This is a genomic window from Virgisporangium aliadipatigenens (assembly GCF_016863615.1).
Taxonomy (GTDB): Bacteria; Actinomycetota; Actinomycetes; order Mycobacteriales; family Micromonosporaceae; genus Virgisporangium; species Virgisporangium aliadipatigenens.
The window spans coordinates 265,371-282,688 of sequence record NZ_BOPF01000007.1 but is presented as its reverse complement, the minus strand read 5'-3'; the positions used below and the strand labels follow the sequence as shown (position 1 = coordinate 282,688).

The 17,318-nt window shown below is 73.5% G+C and carries 21 protein-coding genes and 1 pseudogene; 12 read left to right on the top strand and 10 right to left on the bottom strand.

Annotated elements, in window-relative coordinates; translation table 11 throughout:
* Positions 1-3 precede the first annotated feature (3 nt).
* Positions 4-444, bottom strand: coding sequence for an Lrp/AsnC family transcriptional regulator (locus tag Val02_RS11985; protein ID WP_203899050.1), 441 nt, complete (start codon positions 442-444; stop codon positions 4-6).
* A 107-nt stretch (positions 445-551) separates the two neighbouring features.
* Here Val02_RS11985 and Val02_RS11980 point away from each other — a divergent pair, with 107 nt between their 5' ends.
* Positions 552-1,031, top strand: a complete 480-nt coding sequence (locus Val02_RS11980; protein ID WP_203899049.1) for a hypothetical protein — start codon at positions 552-554, stop codon at positions 1,029-1,031.
* Between the two features lie 123 nt (positions 1,032-1,154).
* Here the strand turns inward: Val02_RS11980 and Val02_RS47265 are convergent, their stop codons facing one another.
* On the bottom strand, positions 1,155-1,715 hold the full coding sequence (locus tag Val02_RS47265; protein WP_239152747.1) for a MarR family winged helix-turn-helix transcriptional regulator: 561 nt from the start codon (positions 1,713-1,715) through the stop codon (positions 1,155-1,157).
* A gap of 114 nt (positions 1,716-1,829) precedes the next feature.
* On the opposite strand from Val02_RS47265, the gene Val02_RS11970 reads away from it, so the two are divergent.
* Entirely contained in the window at positions 1,830-2,471 is a 642-nt protein-coding gene (locus tag Val02_RS11970) for an FMN-dependent NADH-azoreductase (RefSeq protein ID WP_203899048.1), read from the top strand.
* A 187-nt stretch (positions 2,472-2,658) separates the two neighbouring features.
* On the opposite strand, the gene Val02_RS11965 is transcribed toward Val02_RS11970, so the two are convergent.
* Genes Val02_RS11965 through Val02_RS11950 form a run of 4 tightly spaced genes read right to left on the bottom strand, consistent with a single transcriptional unit; the run spans position 2,659 to position 5,533 of the window.
* Complete coding sequence (locus Val02_RS11965) at positions 2,659-2,949, bottom strand: hypothetical protein (protein ID WP_203899047.1); 291 nt, start codon at positions 2,947-2,949, stop codon at positions 2,659-2,661.
* Positions 2,946-3,230, bottom strand: coding sequence for a hypothetical protein (locus tag Val02_RS11960; protein WP_203899046.1), 285 nt, complete (start codon positions 3,228-3,230; stop codon positions 2,946-2,948). Before Val02_RS11960 ends, Val02_RS11965 begins: the two co-directional genes overlap by 4 nt.
* A 51-nt stretch (positions 3,231-3,281) precedes the next feature.
* Complete coding sequence (locus Val02_RS11955; RefSeq protein WP_203899045.1) at positions 3,282-4,430, bottom strand: acyl-CoA dehydrogenase family protein; 1,149 nt, start codon at positions 4,428-4,430, stop codon at positions 3,282-3,284.
* Positions 4,430-5,533 (bottom strand): M24 family metallopeptidase, encoded by a 1,104-nt coding sequence (locus Val02_RS11950; protein ID WP_203899044.1) that lies wholly within the window; start codon positions 5,531-5,533, stop codon positions 4,430-4,432. Before Val02_RS11950 ends, Val02_RS11955 begins: the two co-directional genes overlap by 1 nt.
* A 68-nt stretch (positions 5,534-5,601) precedes the next feature.
* On the opposite strand from Val02_RS11950, the gene Val02_RS11945 reads away from it, so the two are divergent.
* From Val02_RS11945 to Val02_RS11910, 9 genes and pseudogenes are all read left to right on the top strand, one after another.
* Positions 5,602-6,201 carry an AbfB domain-containing protein gene (locus Val02_RS11945; protein ID WP_203899043.1) on the top strand — a complete coding sequence of 200 codons (600 nt, stop codon included), beginning with the start codon at positions 5,602-5,604 and terminating at the stop codon, positions 6,199-6,201.
* A gap of 22 nt (positions 6,202-6,223) precedes the next feature.
* Complete coding sequence (locus Val02_RS11940) at positions 6,224-6,385, top strand: hypothetical protein (RefSeq protein ID WP_203899042.1); 162 nt, start codon at positions 6,224-6,226, stop codon at positions 6,383-6,385.
* A gap of 156 nt (positions 6,386-6,541) precedes the next feature.
* A pseudogene (locus Val02_RS47260) lies at positions 6,542-6,928 on the top strand (DUF6244 family protein); the annotation flags it as partial.
* A gap of 135 nt (positions 6,929-7,063) precedes the next feature.
* Complete coding sequence (locus tag Val02_RS11935; protein WP_239152789.1) at positions 7,064-7,468, top strand: CdiA C-terminal domain-containing protein; 405 nt, start codon at positions 7,064-7,066, stop codon at positions 7,466-7,468.
* Between the two features lie 12 nt (positions 7,469-7,480).
* Positions 7,481-7,936 (top strand): SitI3 family protein, encoded by a 456-nt coding sequence (locus Val02_RS11930; protein ID WP_203899041.1) that lies wholly within the window; start codon positions 7,481-7,483, stop codon positions 7,934-7,936.
* 39 nt (positions 7,937-7,975) lie between these two features.
* A complete protein-coding gene (pnuC, locus tag Val02_RS11925; RefSeq protein ID WP_239152745.1) occupies positions 7,976-8,587 on the top strand; it encodes a nicotinamide riboside transporter PnuC in 612 nt (203 codons plus the stop codon).
* A complete protein-coding gene (locus tag Val02_RS11920) occupies positions 8,584-9,663 on the top strand; it encodes an AAA family ATPase (protein WP_239152744.1) in 1,080 nt (359 codons plus the stop codon). The genes pnuC and Val02_RS11920 overlap by 4 nt, the downstream gene beginning before the upstream one ends.
* A 5-nt stretch (positions 9,664-9,668) precedes the next feature.
* Complete coding sequence (locus tag Val02_RS11915) at positions 9,669-10,586, top strand: 5'-3' exonuclease (protein WP_203899040.1); 918 nt, start codon at positions 9,669-9,671, stop codon at positions 10,584-10,586.
* A 37-nt stretch (positions 10,587-10,623) separates the two neighbouring features.
* Positions 10,624-12,363 (top strand): tetratricopeptide repeat protein, encoded by a 1,740-nt coding sequence (locus tag Val02_RS11910; RefSeq protein WP_203899039.1) that lies wholly within the window; start codon positions 10,624-10,626, stop codon positions 12,361-12,363.
* Between the two features lie 9 nt (positions 12,364-12,372).
* Here the strand turns inward: Val02_RS11910 and Val02_RS11905 are convergent, their stop codons facing one another.
* From Val02_RS11905 to Val02_RS11890, 4 genes are all read right to left on the bottom strand, one after another.
* Positions 12,373-12,903: a hypothetical protein gene (locus Val02_RS11905; protein ID WP_203899038.1), complete on the bottom strand. Its 531-nt coding sequence runs from the start codon at positions 12,901-12,903 to the stop codon at positions 12,373-12,375.
* A 7-nt stretch (positions 12,904-12,910) separates the two neighbouring features.
* On the bottom strand, positions 12,911-14,494 hold the full coding sequence (locus Val02_RS48175) for a collagen-like protein (protein WP_275415565.1): 1,584 nt from the start codon (positions 14,492-14,494) through the stop codon (positions 12,911-12,913).
* Positions 14,495-14,705: 211 nt separating this feature from the next.
* Positions 14,706-15,725 carry a 1-aminocyclopropane-1-carboxylate deaminase gene (locus Val02_RS11895; protein ID WP_203899037.1) on the bottom strand — a complete coding sequence of 340 codons (1,020 nt, stop codon included), beginning with the start codon at positions 15,723-15,725 and terminating at the stop codon, positions 14,706-14,708.
* 3 nt (positions 15,726-15,728) lie between these two features.
* Positions 15,729-16,367 (bottom strand): GntR family transcriptional regulator, encoded by a 639-nt coding sequence (locus tag Val02_RS11890; protein WP_203899036.1) that lies wholly within the window; start codon positions 16,365-16,367, stop codon positions 15,729-15,731.
* Between the two features lie 97 nt (positions 16,368-16,464).
* Between Val02_RS11890 and Val02_RS11885 the strand changes: the two genes are divergently transcribed.
* Positions 16,465-17,259 carry a class I SAM-dependent methyltransferase gene (locus tag Val02_RS11885; protein WP_203899035.1) on the top strand — a complete coding sequence of 265 codons (795 nt, stop codon included), beginning with the start codon at positions 16,465-16,467 and terminating at the stop codon, positions 17,257-17,259.
* Positions 17,260-17,318: the final 59 nt, after the last annotated feature.

The following is a 17,318-nucleotide window of genomic DNA, read 5'->3' as shown; positions in this document are numbered from 1 at the left end:
CGTTCACACCTGGGGGGGTCGGCCCTCGTAGGGCGTGGACAGGACAACGGTGGTGCGCGTGGTGACGTTGGCCGCCACGCGGATCTGCTGCAGGAGGCGTTCCAGGTCGGCGGGGCCGGCCACCCGCACCAGCAGCAGGTAGAAGTCGTCGCCGGCGACCGAGTAGCACGCCTCGATCTCGGGGAACCCGGCGAGCTTGTCCGGGGCGTCGTCCGGCTCCGGAGCGCCGATCGGCCGGATCGCCACGAACGCCGACAGCGGCAGCCCGAGCGCCTCGTGGTCGACCCGGGCGGCATAGCCCTTGATCACGCCGCGCTGCTCCAGCCGGCGCACCCGCTGGTGCACGGCCGACACCGACAGGCCCACGCGTTCGGCCAGATCGGTGTACGAGAGCCGCCCGTCCTCGGCGAGCGAACGCACGATCGCGCGATCGGTGTCTTCCACGCCGGACACCTTAGCGTTCCGTGTTCGCCCGCGAATCTTCAGATCCGCCCGTTTGCCCCCGCATGGCATCCTCCCTTCGGCAACCATCGATCGTTGGGAGATCACACGTGTACAAGAAGGTTCTCGTCGTCGTCGCCACGCTCGCGACACTCGCCGTCAGCGCGGTGGTCGGGCAGTCGGCGTTCGCGGCGGACCGGGCCTCGATCCCGGTCCCTCCGATCACGCTGGTCGTGGGGAACAACGCGCCCTTCCTGAGCCTGGTCGACGGTGCGCCGCTGCACGAGTACACGATCCGGGTGACGATCGTGGTGCGGGCCCACGCCGTCACCGGTGTCTCCGGCGTCTACCTGCACTGCGACGCCGCCGGCGCCAACTGCACGGTCGACACCGGCACGAACATGTTCACCGCGGCGATCAAGGGCCTGAACCCGCAGGCCGTGGCGGCCGTGCGCGATCACACGATCGACGCCCTGGCGTTCAACGGCGGGCAGGGCGAGGCGACCGACCGGGCCATCGCGGACATGTACAAGCGCTCGCTCAAGTCGGCGGTGGCGAAGGCGGTCGCGGCCGGGCACATCCCGGCGTAGCGCGTTCGTCGGGTCCCTCCGGGCCGGTGCTGCCGTCGTGGCGCCGGCCCGGACGCTTTTCTTCTCCGCGCTTCGCGCCCGCCGGGTGCGGGTCCTTTGCCGCGCCGCCGGGACGGGGTGCGGTCAGCGGGAGGTCGGGCGGGCGGGTGCGCGCCGGCGGCGACGCGGCCGTTCCGGCGGCAGCTCCGCCTCGGCCTGCGCCACCTCGACGCACGCGTCGGTCGACGGCTCCGCGAAGTGCGACGCCAGCCGCGCCGTCAGGTCCCGGAACGTCGCGCGCTCGACCGGCTCCAGCGCCACGAGAACCCGTTCCTCGACCTCGTCGAGCCGCCGGTTGAGGGCGCCGAGCAGGTCCCGCCCGGACGGCGTGAGCACGATCCGCCGGGCCCGCCGGTCGGCCGGGTCCGGCTGCCGCTCGATGACGCCGGCCTTCTCCAGGTCGTCGAGCAGGTAGGTCATCACCGTGCGGTCGACGCCGAGCCAGGCCGCGAGGGTCAGCTGGGTGCCCGCGAGGCCGGAACCGGCGGCGGTCAGCACCTGGTAGCCCCGCGGCCCGCCGGGCAGATCCGCGAACGCCATCCGGACGGCCTTGGCGTACGTGCGGAACACGGTGCCGAGCGCCCAGCCGAGGTCGTTGTGCAGCCCACGGCACGGCTCATCGTCGTGGCCGCGAGCGTCGTTCATGAACAACATCGTAGCCGGTGAGAGCTTGCCCACAGATCTGTGGCATTGCAGATGTTCTGTTTAACCACTCATATTGGAGAGCGCTAGGGAAACCCTTACTCCCAGGAGTCGAAGATGAACCTGTTCCGCCTGGACGGCAGTGTCCGCACCGAAGGGTCGATCAGCCGGGCCGTCGCCGACACCGTCGAGGCCGGCTGGCGCACCGAGCACCCCGACGCCCGGATCACCCGCCGCGACGTCGGCCTCGAGCCGTTGAGCGCCGGCGCGTGGGCGGCCGCCGTGCGGGTGGCGTTCGGCCAGTCCTCCTCCGCCGGGCACGACGCCGTGGCGCTGGCCGGCCGCCTCGCCGACGAACTTCTCGAGGCCGACGGCTACCTGTTCGCCAGCCCGCTGTACAACTTCGGCGTCCCGCAGCACGTCAAGACCTGGCTCGACCTGGTCATCCTGGACCCGCGCGTCGGGCCCCAGGGCGACCGGCCGCTCGCCGGCCGGCCCGCGGTGCTCGTGATGAGCCGCGGCGGCGGCTACGGCCCCGGAACGCCGCGCGAGGGCTGGGACCACGCCACCCCGTACCTGCGCCGCATCTTCGCCGACTCCTGGGGCCTGGACCTGAAGGTGGTCGAGGCGGAGCTGACCCTGGCCCCGGTCACCCCGGCGATGTCGGAGCTGATCGGGCTGCACGAGGAGTCGCTGCGCAACGCCCACGCCACCGCCGAGGAGCACGCGAAGCACCTCGCCGGGCTCGTCGCCGCGTAGACACCGGGCAGCACGGTGCACCCCGTCGGGCGACGGGGTGCACCGTCGTTCGTGGGAACGCGGACGTGGCAGCGAAGCGGTGCGACGGGAAGAACGGTCGCGCGCCCGACGGACGCGCGACCTCGATCATCGAAAAAGGCCACAATGCGGCGCGGCCACTTCGGCGACCGCGCTGAGTAGTTGGGGGCTATGCGGAGGGTGCGGGACGGGCCAGGCTGGCCATCGCCCGACGGAGGTCGGCGACCGCGATGACGGCCCCGTCGTCAAGGTCGGACATCCCCGCCTCGACGAACTGCCGCATCAGGGTGGTGACCCCCACGCCTCTCTCGTTGGCAGCGGCGCACACCCGCTGGTACAGGTCCAGCGGCAGCCGCAGGGACCTGCTGACCATCGGCACGTCGCTGTCCGGCACGGGCAGCCCGGCGTCGTCGCCCAGGGCTATCTCGTCGGCCAGGTTGCGGTGTAACGCTTCCTTCATCGCCTGCCTCCGGCGTAACGGTCGAACATGGCCATTTCGTCAGGGAACATCTCGCGCGCGGCGACGACGTCCCAGTCGTTGTCGGCACCGGCCGACTCGACCACGAGCACCACGAGGTACCGGCCCTTGCCCGTCACGCCGAATATCGCGTTGGCCTCGTCGCTGACCTGACGGGTGAGCCGCCGGGCAGCATGGAGCGCTTCCCACACTTCCCGCGGCTCTATCCCGTAGACGCTGACGTTGTGCAGACCCTCGACGGTGAGGCTGAACCGGTCCCCCACGCCGAAGACCGTACCACGCGTGTGGTACGCATGGTTCCCGCCTGGGACCGCCTACTCCCGGGAGAGTGATCGAGCGATGACCATGCGCTGGATCTGGTTGGTGCCCTCGACGATCTGCAGCACCTTCGCCTCGCGCATGAAGCGTTCGACCGGGTACTCGCTGACGTAGCCGTAGCCGCCCAGCACCTGGACCGCGTCGGTGGTCACCCGCATGGCCGTGTCGGTCGCGAACAGCTTCGCCTTCGCCGCCTCGATCCCGAACGGCCGCCCGGCGTCGCGCAGCCGCGCGGCAGCCAGCGTCAGCGCGCGGGCCGCGGAGACCTGCGTCGCCATGTCGGCCAGCAGGAAGCCCAGCCCCTGATGTTCGATGATCGGCTTGCCGAACTGCGTGCGCCCCTTCGCGTACTCGCTCGCGTGGTCCAGCGCCGCCTGCGCCAGCCCCACCGCGCACGCCGCGATGCCGAGCCGGCCGCTGTCCAGGGCGCTCATCGCGATGGTGAAGCCGCCGCCCTCGGGGCCGACGAGGCGTTCGGCGGGGACCCGGACGCCGTCGAGGACCACCTGCGCCACCGGGGAGGAGCGCAGGCCCATCGTGCGCTCGGCGACCTGCGGCTCGAGGCCGGGCGTTCCGGCGTCGACGAGCACGCACGAGATGCCCTTCGGGCCCGGGCCGCCCGTGCGGCAGAAGACGTTGTAGAAGTCGGCCACCCGGGCGTGGGTGATCCAGGCCTTGGTGCCGGTGATCGTGTACGTGTCGCCGTCGCGGGTCGCCTTCGTGGTGAGCGACGCCGCGTCCGACCCGCCCTGCGGCTCGGACAGGCAGTAGGCCCCGAGCAGTTCGCCGCCGAGCATGTCGGGGAGGTGCCGCTTCTTCTGCTCGTCCGTACCGAATGCATATGTGGGGAACGCCGAGAGCGTGTGCACGCTCACCGCCTCCGCGACGGCCAGCCAGCGGCGGGCCAGTTCCTCCAGCACCTGGAGGTAGACCTCGTAGGGCTGGCCGCCGCCGCCGTACTCCACCGGGTACGGCAGCCCGAGCAGGCCGGCCCGGCCCAGGGTGCGCAGCACCTCGCGGGGGAACTCCGCGCGTTCCTCGAAGCCGGCCACCTGAGGCGCCAGTTCGTTGTCGGCCAGGTCGCCCACCAGCTCCAGCAGGTCGGCGGCCTCCTCGGAGGGCAGGAAACGTTCCACGCGCGCCATCACAGCACCACCAGTTCGGTCGGGCGGGTGTTGCACCGCGAGACTCCGTCGTCCGTACACACCACGATGTCCTCGATCCGGGCCCCGTGCCGCCCCGCGTGATAGATGCCCGGCTCCACCGAGAACGCCATCCCCGGCTCCAGCGGGATGTCGTTCCCGGCGACGATGTAGGGATCCTCGTGCCCGTCCAGGCCGATCCCGTGCCCGGTCCGGTGCAAGAATGCGTCCCCGAAGCCGGCCCCGGCGATGACGTCGCGGGCGACCGCGTCGATCTCGGCGCAGCGCACCCCCGGGCGCACCGCCGCCACCGCGGCCCGCTGCGCGGCGTACAGCACCTCGTAGTACGCGGCGAACTCCGCCGGCGGCGCGCCGCCGGCCACGTAGGTGCGTGTGCAGTCCGACCAGTAGCCGTCCGGCATCGGGCCGCCGATGTCCACCACCACCGGATCGCCCGCCCCGATCACGCGGCTGCCGCTTCCGTGGTGCGGGCTGGCGCCGTTCTCCCCGGATGCGACGATGACGAACCCGACAGCGGCGTGACCGGCCTCGCGGATCGCGGACCCGATGTCGGCGGCGACCTCGTCCTCGGTCCGCCCGGGCCGCAACCACTCCCCCATCCGCGCGTGCACGGCGTCGATCGCCGCACCGGCCGCGTGCAGCGCCGCCACCTCGTCCGGCGACTTGCGCATCCGCAGCTCCTTGAGCACCCCGCCGGCGAGCCGCTGCTCCGTCCCCGGCAACGCCGCCCGCAGGCCGAGCACCTGCGCCGCCCACATCCGGTCGGCCAGCCCGACCGCACCCGCCCCACCGATCACCTTCGCCACCAGCGGGTACGGATCGGTGCCGTCGGAGTGGTCGACGAGCGTGATCCCGAGCGACTCCGCCGGGGAGGCCTCGGCCGCCGGCCGCTCCAGCCGCGGCACGATCAGCACCGGATCGCCGTCGACCGGCAGGACGAGACAGGTGAGGCGTTCCGCCGCGTGCGCGTCGTACCCGGTGAGGTAGCGCAGGTCGGAACCGGGAGTGAGCAGCAGCGCGTCGAGTTTCGCGGCCGCGGCGACGCGCCGGGCGGTGGCCAGGCGGTCGGGCGTGTACAAGGACATGCACCGCACATTAGTTGGTCGGGATGCCCGCTACGCTCGGGAACGGGTGGGGATTAGGGTGTGCGGCCATGGGGCGAATCGTGGCGGTGGTGCTCTGCCTGGCCGCACTCGCGGCGTGCGGCTCCAACGCGCCGCGCCCGACCTATCCGGCGGCATCGCCGAGCGCGTCCGTCCACAGTGGAGAGCCGTCGGCCGGCGCGCCGGCACCCGCGGACCCGTCGCCGGGCAAGGGCGTTCCCGCCGTCGGCAGCACGATCCTGCTGATGGCCACCACCGCCGGCAACGAGTACCACTACATCACCAACCGCGACGGCGAGGCCTGGATCGAGGCGGTGGCCGACGACGACCCCGACGCGCGCTTCCTGGTCGAGGCGCCGCTCAACGGCGGGGACGGCAAGCGCCGGTGCGTCTCCCTGCGCGCGGCCGAACTGCCGGTCCGCTACCTGCGCCACCGCAACAGCGAGGTCTTCGTCGACGCGCAGACCGGCGACGAACTGTTCCGCAACGACGCCACCTGGTGCGTGGACGTCGTCGCCACCGGGATCCGGCTGGCGACGGCGGCGTTCCCGGACACGTACCTGCGGCACTCCGCGTACCGGCTGCGGATCGACTCCGGCGGTGGGCCGTTCGTCGACGACTCCACCTGGTCCTGGCTGTCGGCGGCCTGACCGGCCCGCGCGTCATGATGGCGTGGACGACCTGACGTCGCGTTTCGAACGGCTTTCCCCCGTGGCGGCACGCTCCGAGGAGCGCGCCGTTGTTTCCGCCGTCCTCTGTGGACGGATCGTCGCCGTCGAGGCGGTGGCGGATCCGGGTGTGCCGGCGGAGTCGGAACTCGTCGCGGACCGCTGACGGGCGACCACGACGAGGATCGTTCGTGATAGACACGTCGCCGTGTCCTTCATCGGCGGGATCGACACCGGGCTGCGCACGGTCGCCGTCGGGATCGACGACACAGGTGCCGCCGCCGTCGCCACGGCCGACGCGATCCGGGACGTCGCGGCGCGGATGGGAGCCATCGGACTCACCGGCGTCGCGGACAGCATCACGCGCTTGTCCGTCGCGGTGCAGGACATCCCCGTCCTTCTCGCTCCGGTCCGCGCGTCGATCGCGACCGGACTCACGTTCCTCGACTCGGCGGTGGACCGGGCCACGCCGCAACAGGTGATCAACGACGTGACGGCCGCCCGTCACCTCGTCGCCGCCGCATGCGGTGCGATCGACGCCGCCGGTGCGCGAACCGTCGCCGCCGGCGTTCTGACCGTCGAGGTACTGCGCGGCGGCGCGCCCGGCCCCACGCTCGAACGGCTCTCCACCGTCCTCGCGGGACTCGACGACGCGCTGCGCCGCGTCACGTCAGCGGGTAGGGACCTGGACACGGTGCTGCGTGACGTCGCGAACCTTGGCGCGGAGGGCGTCCGCGGTTCCACGGGTGGCGCCACGCCGCCGACCGTTCACGACGTGACCTGGCCGACCGGCAAGCCGGGTGGGTCACCGACCGGACCTCGCACCAGGAGCAAGCCCAAGGATGTGCCGTCCACCGTTCGTTCGCACCAACGGGAGAACGACAGCGCCGACGCCCTCGCCGAGCATGCGTACCGCGTTCGGCAGAATCCGTCGCGGCCGGAGATCATGACCGCGCGCCGGCGGGACAACGAGCCGCACAACCCCGACAAGAGGCCGGATTTCCTCGTGGAGGGCCGCGTGTTCGACTGTTATTCTCCGCCGCCTGGGCGCTCGGTCCGCGGTATCTGGTCCGCCGTCGAGGAAAAGGTCCTGGACGGACAGGCCCAGCGTGTGGTGATCAGCCTGCACGACTGGCGGGGCGATCCCGAGGCGTTGCGCAAACAGTTCGCGGAGTGGCCGATCGCGGGGTTGGAAGAGGTCAAGGCGGTCACTGCCGACCACCGTGTCATTCACATTCCGCACGCATGAGAGGCCCGACCGATGACGATCGACTACCGGCTCACCCTCGCCACCGAGGCTCCGCCGGAATCCGTCGCGGCACGGGCGTTTCCGGATCCGTCGGAACGACCTCGTCCCACGACGCAGCCGAACGTACTCAGCGAGGAGTACTGGGACCGGTGTGCCTTCGACGTGACCGTCCGGTCGGGGCGTGACGGCTACGTCGAGGCCGAGGACGGCGCCGGACAGGCGTGCACCTGGGAACCCCGTGCCTACGTCAACCTCACGTTCCGGCTGGACAAGTTCGATCTCGACCGGGCGTTGGAGAGTCTTCTCCCGGTCGTGCAACGGGTCCTCGCCACCGGCACCGAGGACGCCGCGTTCGTTCACCTTTCCGACTATCTGCTGCTCACCCGGTTCGACGGCGTCGTCACCAAGCACCGGCGTGCGCAGTGGTGGGACCACTACGGATGGGTCGACGAGCTCCTGCCCGGCTGATCGCGAGGTTCTGTCGTACCTCGCCGTTATGGTCTGGCGGTGGGAGTGATCGAGTGGCTCAACACCGCCGCGTTCACGCTCCTCGGCGCGCCGACGACCTGGGCGGAGCTGCTCGGGTTCGCGACGGGGATCGTGACGGTGTGGCTCGTCGTGCGCCAGCATCCGGTCAACTGGCCGGTCGGGGTGGCCAACGTGCTGCTGCTGATGGCGGTGTTCTGGCAGGTCGGGCTCTACGCCGACGCCGGCCTGCAGATCGTCTACGTGGCGCTCGGGCTGTACGGCTGGTGGCAGTGGCTGTACGGCGGGGCCGACCGGGGGAGGTTGGACGTTCGTGGCACGCGGCCACGGGAGTGGGTCGGGCTGGCGGTGGCGGGGGTGCTGCTGACCGCGGGCGGATACGTGTTCCTGGACCGGCTGACGGACTCGACCGTGCCGCTCGCCGACGCGTCGACCACCGCGCTGTCGCTCCTGGCCACCTACGGGCAGAGTCGCAAGCTGGTGGAGAGCTGGTGGTTCTGGATCGCGGCCGACATCGTGTACGTGCCGCTGTACGGCTACAAGGGGCTGTGGCTGACCGCCGTGCTGTACGTCGTGTTCCTCGGCCTGTGCGTGCTCGGGCTGCGGGCGTGGCGGCGGGATCTGCTGGCATGACGTTCGGGCACGGGATGGTGGTGGGGAAGTTCTATCCGCCGCACGCGGGGCACCACCATCTCGTCGACACCGCGGCGAAGGCGTGCGAGCGGGTCACCGTCGTCGTGGCGCCGTCGCGGCGGGAGTCCATCGGGCTCGACGAGCGGATCGCGTGGCTGCGGGAGGTGCACGCCGGTTCGCCGCACGTGCGGTTCGTCGGGACGTGGTGCGACCTGCCGATCGACTACGACTCCGACGCCGTCTGGGCGGCGCACGTCGCCGTCTTCCGCGAGGCCGTCGGCGACTCCCCCGTCGACGCGGTCTTCTCCTCCGAGCTGTACGGAACGGAGCTCGCCCGCCGGTTCGGCGCCGCGCACGTGGCCGTCGACCTGCCGCGCGAGGCGCTGCCCGTCTCGGGGACCGGCGTCCGGGCGGATCCGGTGGCGCACTGGGACTTTCTGGCGGCTCCGGTGCGGGCGTGGTTCGTCCGGCGGGTGGTCGTCGTCGGGGCGGAGTCGACCGGCACCACGACCATGGCGCGGGCGCTCGCCCGGCACTACCGCCTGCGCGGCGGCGTGTGGGCGCGCACCCGCTGGGTGCCGGAGTACGGGCGGGAGCTGACCGAACGCAAGCTGGCCGCGCTGGGGCCGGGCGCCGACGTGTTCGACGTGACGTGGGACCGGCCCGACTTCGTGGACGTGGCCCACGCCCAGAACGCCGCCGAGGACGCCGCCGCCCGCGAGGGTTCGCCGCTGCTCGTGTGCGACACGGACGCGTTCGCCACGGCGATCTGGGAGGAGCGGTACCTCGGCTCCACGTCGGAGCAGGTGCGGGCCGCCGCGCGGACGCCCGCGCTGTACCTGCTCACGGACCACGTCGGGGTGCCGTTCGTCGACGACGGGCTGCGCGACGGCGAGCACGTGCGGCCCTGGATGACGGGTCGCTTCCGGGCGGCGCTGGGTGCTCAGGGCGTTCCATGTCAAGAGCTGACGGGGTCGTACCGTCGGCGCCTCGCGGACGCGATCGCGGCGTGCGACGCGCTTCTGGACGGTGGTTGGGGGCTTGCCGACCCGCTGCTGCCGCCTGTGAAAGGGTGATGGTCATGACCGCTCCGTTGCTGCTCGTCGACGCGGCGAGCCTCTACTTCCGGGCCTACTTCGGCATTCCGGAGTCCGCGGCCAAGGCGCCGGACGGCTCGCCGGTCAACGCGGTGCGCGGCTTTCTCGACATGGTCGCCACGCTCATCCGCGGGCGGCGGCCCGACCGGCTGGTGTGCGCGCTCGACTTCGACTGGCGGCCGGCGTGGCGGGTCGAGCTGCTGCCGCAGTACAAGGCGCAGCGGCTGAGCGCCGACGGGGTCGAGGAGATCGTGCCGGACACGTTGGCGCCACAGGTGCCGATCATCCTGGAGTGCCTCGAGGCGCTCGGCATCGCCGCGGTCGGCGCGGCCGGCTACGAGGCCGACGACGTCATCGGCACGTTCGCGGCGCGGGAGCCGGGGCCGATCGAGGTGGCGACCGGGGACCGCGACCTGTTCCAGGTGATCGACGACGCGCGGGGCGTGCGGGTGCTGTACTGCGGCCGCGGCGTGGCGAAGCTGGAGGTCATGGACGACGCGGCGCTGCACGCGAAGTACGGGGTGCACGCGTCCGGGTACGCCGACTTCGCGGCGCTGCGCGGGGACCCGAGCGACGGGCTGCCGGGCGTCGCGGGCGTGGGCGACAAGACCGCCGCGCGGCTGATCGACAAGTACGGCGACCTGGAGCCGTTGCTGGCGGCGCTGGACGATCCGGCGGCCGGGTTCGCGCCCGGGCTGCGGGCCAAGCTGATCGCCGGTCGGGAGTACCTCGGCAAGGCGCGGACCGTGGTGCGGGTCGCGACGGATGTGCCCGTCGGGACCGTCGACACGACGTTGCCACGGGAGCCCGCCGACGCCGAACGGCTGTTCGCGCTCGCGGAGCGGTGGGGGCTGGCGAGCCCGGCCAAGCGCATCGTCGACGCGCTCTGCGAGCGAAACTGACGGGCGTCTCCTTGCCGCGGTCTGGTATCCCGGTGCGGTGACCGAACGCCTCACGCGCACCGTGGTGTTGTCCGTCGTCGGCGGCTCCGGCCGGCTGATCGATCGGATCGAGGCGTTGCGGGCCGCACCGCACGAGGCGTGGGAGCGGCCGGACGAGCTGCCCGCCACGCTACGCACCGTCGCCGACGAACTGGCCGGGCACGGCCGGCCGGATCTGGCGCTGCTCGGATACACCGAACTGCTGCCGCTGTACCGGCAGCTGGTGGCCGCGCATCCGCAGTTGTACCGGCAGAGCCTCGCCTCTGCGCTGACCGCCGCCGTTCGGCTCCTGGTGCAGCGGGAGCAGTGGGCCGAGGCGCTCCCGCTGGCCGAAGAGGCGGCCGAGGCCTGGCTGGGGCTGGTCGACACGGTGGACCACGCGGCGGACTCGGCGGCCGACGCGGCCTGGCGCAGGACCGACCTCTGCGGCCGGCTGGGCCGGCACGAGGAGGCCCTCGCCTCGGCCGCCGCGGAGGTCGCGCAGGCACAGGCCAGGCCCGAACGTTCCACCGGAAAGGAGAAGGCGCTCGCGATCGCCCACGCGCGGGGGCATTACGCGGACCGCCTGGCCGCCGTGGGCCGGTACGAGGAGGCGCTGGAGATCTCCACCGACAACCTGCGCTACCACCGCACCCGCAGCACACCCGCGGCGAACGCGGCGACGCTGGTCGCGCTCGAGATCTTCGCGCACGGTCGGCGGCTGGCCGCCTGCCGGCGCTACGACGAGGCGTTCGAGGCATACACCGAGACGGTCGCCGTCATCCGCGACGATGCGCCCGAGCACGGCTCCGGCCGCCACGACGTCGGCGCCGTCCTCAACAACGTGGCGGGCCGGCTGGTGGAGCTGGGCCGCCACCGGGAGGCGCTGGCCGCCGCCGAGGAGGCCGTCGCCATCATGCGCGACGAGGTGGCCACGGCCCGGGCGAAGTACCGTCGCAACGAGGCCCGGCTGCGCCGGCCGGACGACGACGAGTCGGCGGACTGGCTGCCCCGTGACTGGCCCTCCCTTCGCCGCATGTGGCGACGCGCGCGGCGCGGCCCCGAGCTGGACCTCTGCCGGATCCTGAACACGTTCGGGATGCGGCTGCACGCGGTCGGCCGCGACGACGAGGCGCTGCGCGCGCTCACCGAGGCCGTGGACCTCGCCCACGGCAACCTCACGGACGACCCGCCGGCGGTCGGACCGGTGCTGGCGGTCCTGCTCAACAACCGGTCGATCGTGCTGTCCGCGCTCGACCGGCCCGAGCCGGCGGTCCAGGACGCCCGGCGGGCCGTGCCGCTGGCGGGCGCCGGACCCATCCAGGCGCACACCCGGACCAACCTCGCGATCGCGCTGTCCACGATGAACCGGCACGCCGCGGCGCTGGAGGCCACCTCGGCGGCGGTCGAGCTGCTGCGCCGGTTCTTCCACGCCGAGCCGGACCTGGAGGGTGAACTCGCCGACGCCCTCGCCGAGCATTCCCGCGTCCGGTCCCGACGCGGCGAGCACGACCGGGCCCGGGAGGCCGCCGACGAGGCCGTCGCCCGGTTCCGGCGGCTGGCCGGCCGCGATCCCGCCCGGTACGGCGACGACCTGGCCCGGGCCCTGGTGCTGTCGGCCGAGGCGTGGGCCGCCGCCGGCGAGCCGGAGCGGGCGCGGACCGACGCGGCCGAGGCCACGGAACTGTACCGGCCGCGCGCCGCCGAGTATCCCGAGCGCTACGCCCGCCACCTCGGCCGCGCCGGGGCCGTCGCCTGAGCACCCGGGTCAGAACGTCTGAGTGATCTTGACGTTCCACGTGCAGGTGTCGGCGCCGCCGATCTGCACGGTGCCGGCCGGGGCCACGACGTTCAGGCTCCGTTCGCCGGTGCCGGTGGCGCCGTCGAGGCGGACCAGGCCGATGTCCTTGTTGTCGCCGTTCCAGGTGATGGTGAGGAACGGCGTCGCGCCGGTGCACGTGTACCGGTACGCGATCGTGAACGGGACGCCGGGGCGCACGTTCGTCTTGTTGCCGGTGAACGGCCGCTGACCGGACATGTCGAACACGACGTGCGCCGTCGGCGTGTACGCCGGGCCGGGCGGGCCCGGATCGCCGGCCGGCCCCTTCGGTCCGGGGAATCCCGCCGGCCCCACGATCACCGAGTCCGTCCCGGCGGGACCGGCCGGCCCGGCGGCGCCCCGTGCGCCCTGCTCACCCCGGGGGCCGATGCCGGCCACCGTCGCGATCAGCATGCCGGTGACGACGCCCCAGCCGAGCACGCCGGCCACCAGCAGCGCCGTCATCCGCTTCGTGAGCACCAACGCCTCAGCCGTTCGAGCGCGTGGCCGACGGGGTCGCCGAGCCCTGCGCCGGCGCGGAACCCATCGGGCCGGTCGGGCCCGGGTCGCCCTTCGGCCCCTCGGGGCCGGTCTCGCCCTGGGGACCCGGCCGGCCGTCGGCGCCCTGCGAGCCCTGCGGCCCCGGGGCGCCCGGAACGCCCTGCGGGCCCCGTGGGCCGAAGCCCGCCAGCGCCGCCACGACGAGCACGGTCGTCAGGAGCCAGCCCGCCACCGCGAACGCCACGAGGGTGCGCATGCTGACGTTGCGGCCCTCGGGCTCCGGGTCGGCCGGCGCGGCGCGGCCCCTCGGGTGTATCCGGGGTTGGACCTGGGTGCGGGCGGCGCGCTCGGGCTTGGACGGCGCGGCGGGCGGCTGCGGGGCGGGGTGGACAGCGGTGGGTTCGGTGCCGGTGGGCATCCTGTGCGGGGCGGTGGGCGTCGTGTGCGGGGCGGTGGGTCGCGGGGCGGTGTCGGTGGAGCCGGCTGTCGTACCGGTGGAGCCGGGCGCCACGGCGCCAGGCCCGGAGGCCGGGCCGGTGGAACCGGGCTTCACCCCGCCTGGCCCCGCGGCCACGCCGGTGGAACCGGACATCACGCCGCCTGCCCCGGAGGCCACACCGTCAGGGCCGGGCGCAACGCCGCCAGGGCCGCCGTGGCCGGGCAGCACGCCGCCGGGACCGCCGGGAGCGGGTGCGGTGCCGGTGGGGCCGAAGGCCGCGCCGCTCAACCGGGACTGCGCGGGCGCAGCTCCGCCCGACCCGGCGGGTCCGGGCGCAACGTCCGTGAGTCCGGCTCCGGGCCCGGTCCGAGGCGCACCGTCGCCCGGCAAACCGGCCTCCGTACGTAGGCCGACACCGGGGCCCGGCTCGGTGCTCGCGCGGGCATCCGGGTGCGAGCCGGCGTCGGGGTTCGGGTACCGGTCCGGGTCGGCGTCGGCGTCCGCGCTGAGGCCCGACCAGGAGCCCGGTGCGCGCAGCAGCCCGGTCGCCGCCGGGCCTTCGACCCAGGGAGCTTCCAGGTCCTCGGCCGACCGCGGACCTGGATCGGGGCGTAGGCCGGCATCGGGGCGTAGTGGAGCCGTCGGCGGGCCGGGCGTGGGGCCGTCGGGCGTGCGGGCGCCGGGTGTCGCGCCGTTCGTCCACGGCGGATCCGCGGCCGGACCCATGGGGCGCGGGCCGGCCCCGGGCGTTGCCGTCGCGTCGGGGTGGTGGGGTGCCGAGGCCGCGGCCCGCTGCGAGCCGCGTTCGGGAGCGGGCGCCGTGCCGGGACGGGGGCCGGTCTCGGGCAGGGGGAACGCCTGGACGCCCGGTTCGGAGCGGCGGGGTGCGGAGGCCTCCGCCCACAGCGAGCCCATGCCGGCCCGTGGACCGGCCGGGGCCCGGGGGACGTCCTCGGGCAGGGGCCTCGCCTCGGGTCGGGTGGCGGTGTGCGACGGCGGGAGTGCCGGTTCGGGGCCGTGCGGGGGGTCCACCGGCGACCAGGCCGTGGGCGACTCCGGCTCGGCGGGCGGGTCCGCGTTCGGTGCGGGCTCCGGCTTGCCCCTCGAGGTCGGCGGCGTCGCGGTCGTCATGGTCGGCTCCCCCCGGGTCCTGGCGCCCGCCGCACCAGGGCGACGGAGCGTCACGGAGACATCGGCGGCGGATGCGGAAACCTGAGCCGTTTTTGAACCGCCGGACGCGGGCGCCGGGTGGGCCGAGTGACCGGATGACACCAGGGGTACGCCATCCGCGCGAGATGACGTACCCGGTGTGTCATCCGGTCATCGGTGCGGCCCCGGTCCGCTAGGAGAACAGGGCGCTGTAGCCGTTGAGGGCCGGCTGGCCGCCCAGGTGGGCGTACAGCACCGTCGCGTCGCGGGCGATCTCGCCGCGGGACACCAGATCGATGAGGGCCGCCATCGATTTGCCCTCGTACACCGGGTCGGTGACCATGCCCTCCGTTCGGGCGGCCAGGCGCATGGCGTCCAGCGTGGCCGCGTCGGGGATGCCGTACACGCCGCCGTGGTAGCGCTCGTCCAGTTCGATCTCGTCGTCGCGGAGGTCGCGCTCGACGCCGATCAGTGAAGCGGTCGCCCGGGCGATGCGCGCCACCTGGTCGCGGGTCTCCACGGGCTTGGCGGATGCGTCGATGCCGAGGACCCGCCGCGGCCGCCCGTCCGGGTCGGGAAGCGACGCGAACCCGGCGATCATCCCGGCGTGGGTGCTGCCGGTGACCGAGCAGACCACGATCGTGTCGAAGAAGACGCCCAGGTCGCGTTCCTGGGCGGCGACCTCGTGGGCCCAGGAGGCGAAGCCGAGGCCGCCGAGCCGGTGGTCGGAGGCGCCGGCCGGGATGGCGTACGGCCGGCCGCCGGACTCGGTGATCGAGCGGAGCGCCTGCTCCCAGCTCTCCTTGAACCCGATGCCGAACCCGGCCTTCACCAGCCGCACGTCCGCGCCGGCGAGCCGGCTGATCAGGATGTTGCCCACCTTGTCGTACACGGCGTCGGGCCAGTCGACCCAGCTCTCCTGCACCAGCACGCACTTCAGCCCGGCGCGGGCGGCGACGGCGGCCACCTGGCGGGTGTGGTTGGACTGGACGCCGCCGATGGACACGAGCGTGTCGCAGCCCTGCGCGAGGGCGTCGGCGACGAGGTACTCGAGCTTGCGGGTCTTGTTGCCGCCGAACGCGATGCCGCTGTTGCAGTCCTCCCGCTTGGCCCACACGGCGGCGCCGCCGAGGTGCGCGCTGAGCCGTTCGAGCGGATGGACCGGCGAGGGTCCGAACAGCAAGGGGTAGCGGGTGAAGTCGTTGATGGCCACGGGTCACTCCAGTTCTTCGAGGGAACGCCAGATGAGCGCGGTCACGGCCACGGCAGCCGCGACGTCGCCGCGGGCGCAGGCGTCGATCAGCCGTTCGTGCCGCTCGACGGACTCGTGGCCGCCCGCGGTGCCGAACCGCTGCCGTTCGAGCCGGCGGATCAGCGGCGTGTAGCGGGCGACGGTGGTGCTGGCCGCGCGGTTGCCGCACACGCGCAGCGGCACGTCGTGCAGGTCGTCGTCGGCCCGCAGCGCGGCGTCCAGGTCGCCGGCGCTCACCGCCGCGTCGAAGCGCCGGTTGGCCTCGCGCATGTCGGCGAGATCAGCCGGCGTGAACAGCGGCACGGCGGCGGCGACGGCCAGTTCGTGCATCGCCCGGACCACCGCCGCGGCGTCGCGGGCCTCTCGGGTGTGCAGCGCGGTGACCCGGGTGTAGCTCTGCGGCTTGGTCTCGATGAGCCCCTCGTCGACGAGCCGGGCGAGCGCGTCCCGAACGGGTGCCCGGGACAGGCCGAGCCCGGCGGCGAGGTCGGCGTCGCGCACGGGGCTGCCCGGGGCGAGGTCGCCGCGCACGATCGCGTCGCGGATGGCCGCGTACGCGGTGTCGCGCAGCAGCGTGCGCCGCACGGGTTCCCACGAGATCATGGACTGAAATGTTAGATGTCAGCGACCTCAGAGCGCCAGCCCGTCCAACATACGGGATCTATATCCCGAAATTCAGGACAACCGATACGGTCGGACCATGACCGTCTACACCCACGGACACGACGAGTCCGTGCTGCGCTCGCACCGGTGGCGCACGGCGGAGAACTCGGCCGCCTACCTGCTGCCGCACCTGCGCCCCGGCATGTCGCTGCTCGACGTCGGCTGCGGCCCGGGCACCATCACGGTCGACCTCGCCGCCCGGGTGGCGCCCGGCCGGGTGACCGCCGTCGAGCGGACCGACGCCGCGTTGGACCTGTGCCGCGCCGAGGCCGAACGCCGCGGCACCACCAACATCGACTTCGTCGTCGCCGACGCGCACGCCCTGGACCTGCCCGACGAGAGCTTCGACGTGGTGCACGCCCACCAGGTGCTGCAGCACCTGCAGGACCCGGTGAAGGCGCTGCGCGAGATGCGCCGGGTGTGCCGCCACGGCGGGGTGGTGGCCGCCCGCGACGGCGACTACGCGGGCTTCACCTGGTTCCCCCAACTGCCCGAACTGGACGAGTGGCTGGCGCTCTACCAGCGCGCGGCGCGCGCCAACGGCGGCGAACCCGACGCCGGACGGCGCCTGCTCTCCTGGGCCCGCGCGGCCGGTTTCACCGAGGTGACGGCGACGGCCGACACGTGGTGCCACGCCTCCCCCGAGGAACGCCGCTACTGGGGCGGGATGTGGGCGGATCGCATCGTGCGTTCGGACATCGCGCGGCAGCTGCTCGACGCCGGCGTGGCGCTGGCGACCCTCAACCGGGTGTCGCGGGGGTGGCGGCGCTGGGCCGAGTCGGACGACGGCTGGTTCGTGGTGCTGCACGGGGAGATCGTCTGCCGCGCGTAGGAGGTGCGGACAGCCGCACCCCGGGGCGCACGGCCGGCCCTGATGTCCCGGCGCGCCGG

What these genes read in the sequence shown, in the direction of transcription:
- Val02_RS47265 (WP_239152747.1), bottom strand. Translation starts at nt 1,715, where the DNA reads ATGAACGACGCTCGCGGCCACGACGATGAGCCGTGCCGTGGGCTGCAC.
- Val02_RS11970 (WP_203899048.1), top strand. Translation starts at nt 1,830, where the DNA reads ATGAACCTGTTCCGCCTGGACGGCAGTGTCCGCACCGAAGGGTCGATC.
- Val02_RS11965 (WP_203899047.1), bottom strand. Translation starts at nt 2,949, where the DNA reads ATGAAGGAAGCGTTACACCGCAACCTGGCCGACGAGATAGCCCTGGGC.
- Val02_RS11955 (WP_203899045.1), bottom strand. Translation starts at nt 4,430, where the DNA reads ATGGCGCGCGTGGAACGTTTCCTGCCCTCCGAGGAGGCCGCCGACCTG.
- Val02_RS11950 (WP_203899044.1), bottom strand. Translation starts at nt 5,533, where the DNA reads ATGTCCTTGTACACGCCCGACCGCCTGGCCACCGCCCGGCGCGTCGCC.
- Val02_RS11945 (WP_203899043.1), top strand. Translation starts at nt 5,602, where the DNA reads ATGGGGCGAATCGTGGCGGTGGTGCTCTGCCTGGCCGCACTCGCGGCG.
- Val02_RS11930 (WP_203899041.1), top strand. Translation starts at nt 7,481, where the DNA reads ATGACGATCGACTACCGGCTCACCCTCGCCACCGAGGCTCCGCCGGAA.
- Val02_RS11920 (WP_239152744.1), top strand. Translation starts at nt 8,584, where the DNA reads ATGACGTTCGGGCACGGGATGGTGGTGGGGAAGTTCTATCCGCCGCAC.
- Val02_RS11915 (WP_203899040.1), top strand. Translation starts at nt 9,669, where the DNA reads ATGACCGCTCCGTTGCTGCTCGTCGACGCGGCGAGCCTCTACTTCCGG.
- Val02_RS48175 (WP_275415565.1), bottom strand. Translation starts at nt 14,494, where the DNA reads ATGACGACCGCGACGCCGCCGACCTCGAGGGGCAAGCCGGAGCCCGCA.
- Val02_RS11890 (WP_203899036.1), bottom strand. Translation starts at nt 16,367, where the DNA reads ATGATCTCGTGGGAACCCGTGCGGCGCACGCTGCTGCGCGACACCGCG.
- Val02_RS11885 (WP_203899035.1), top strand. Translation starts at nt 16,465, where the DNA reads ATGACCGTCTACACCCACGGACACGACGAGTCCGTGCTGCGCTCGCAC.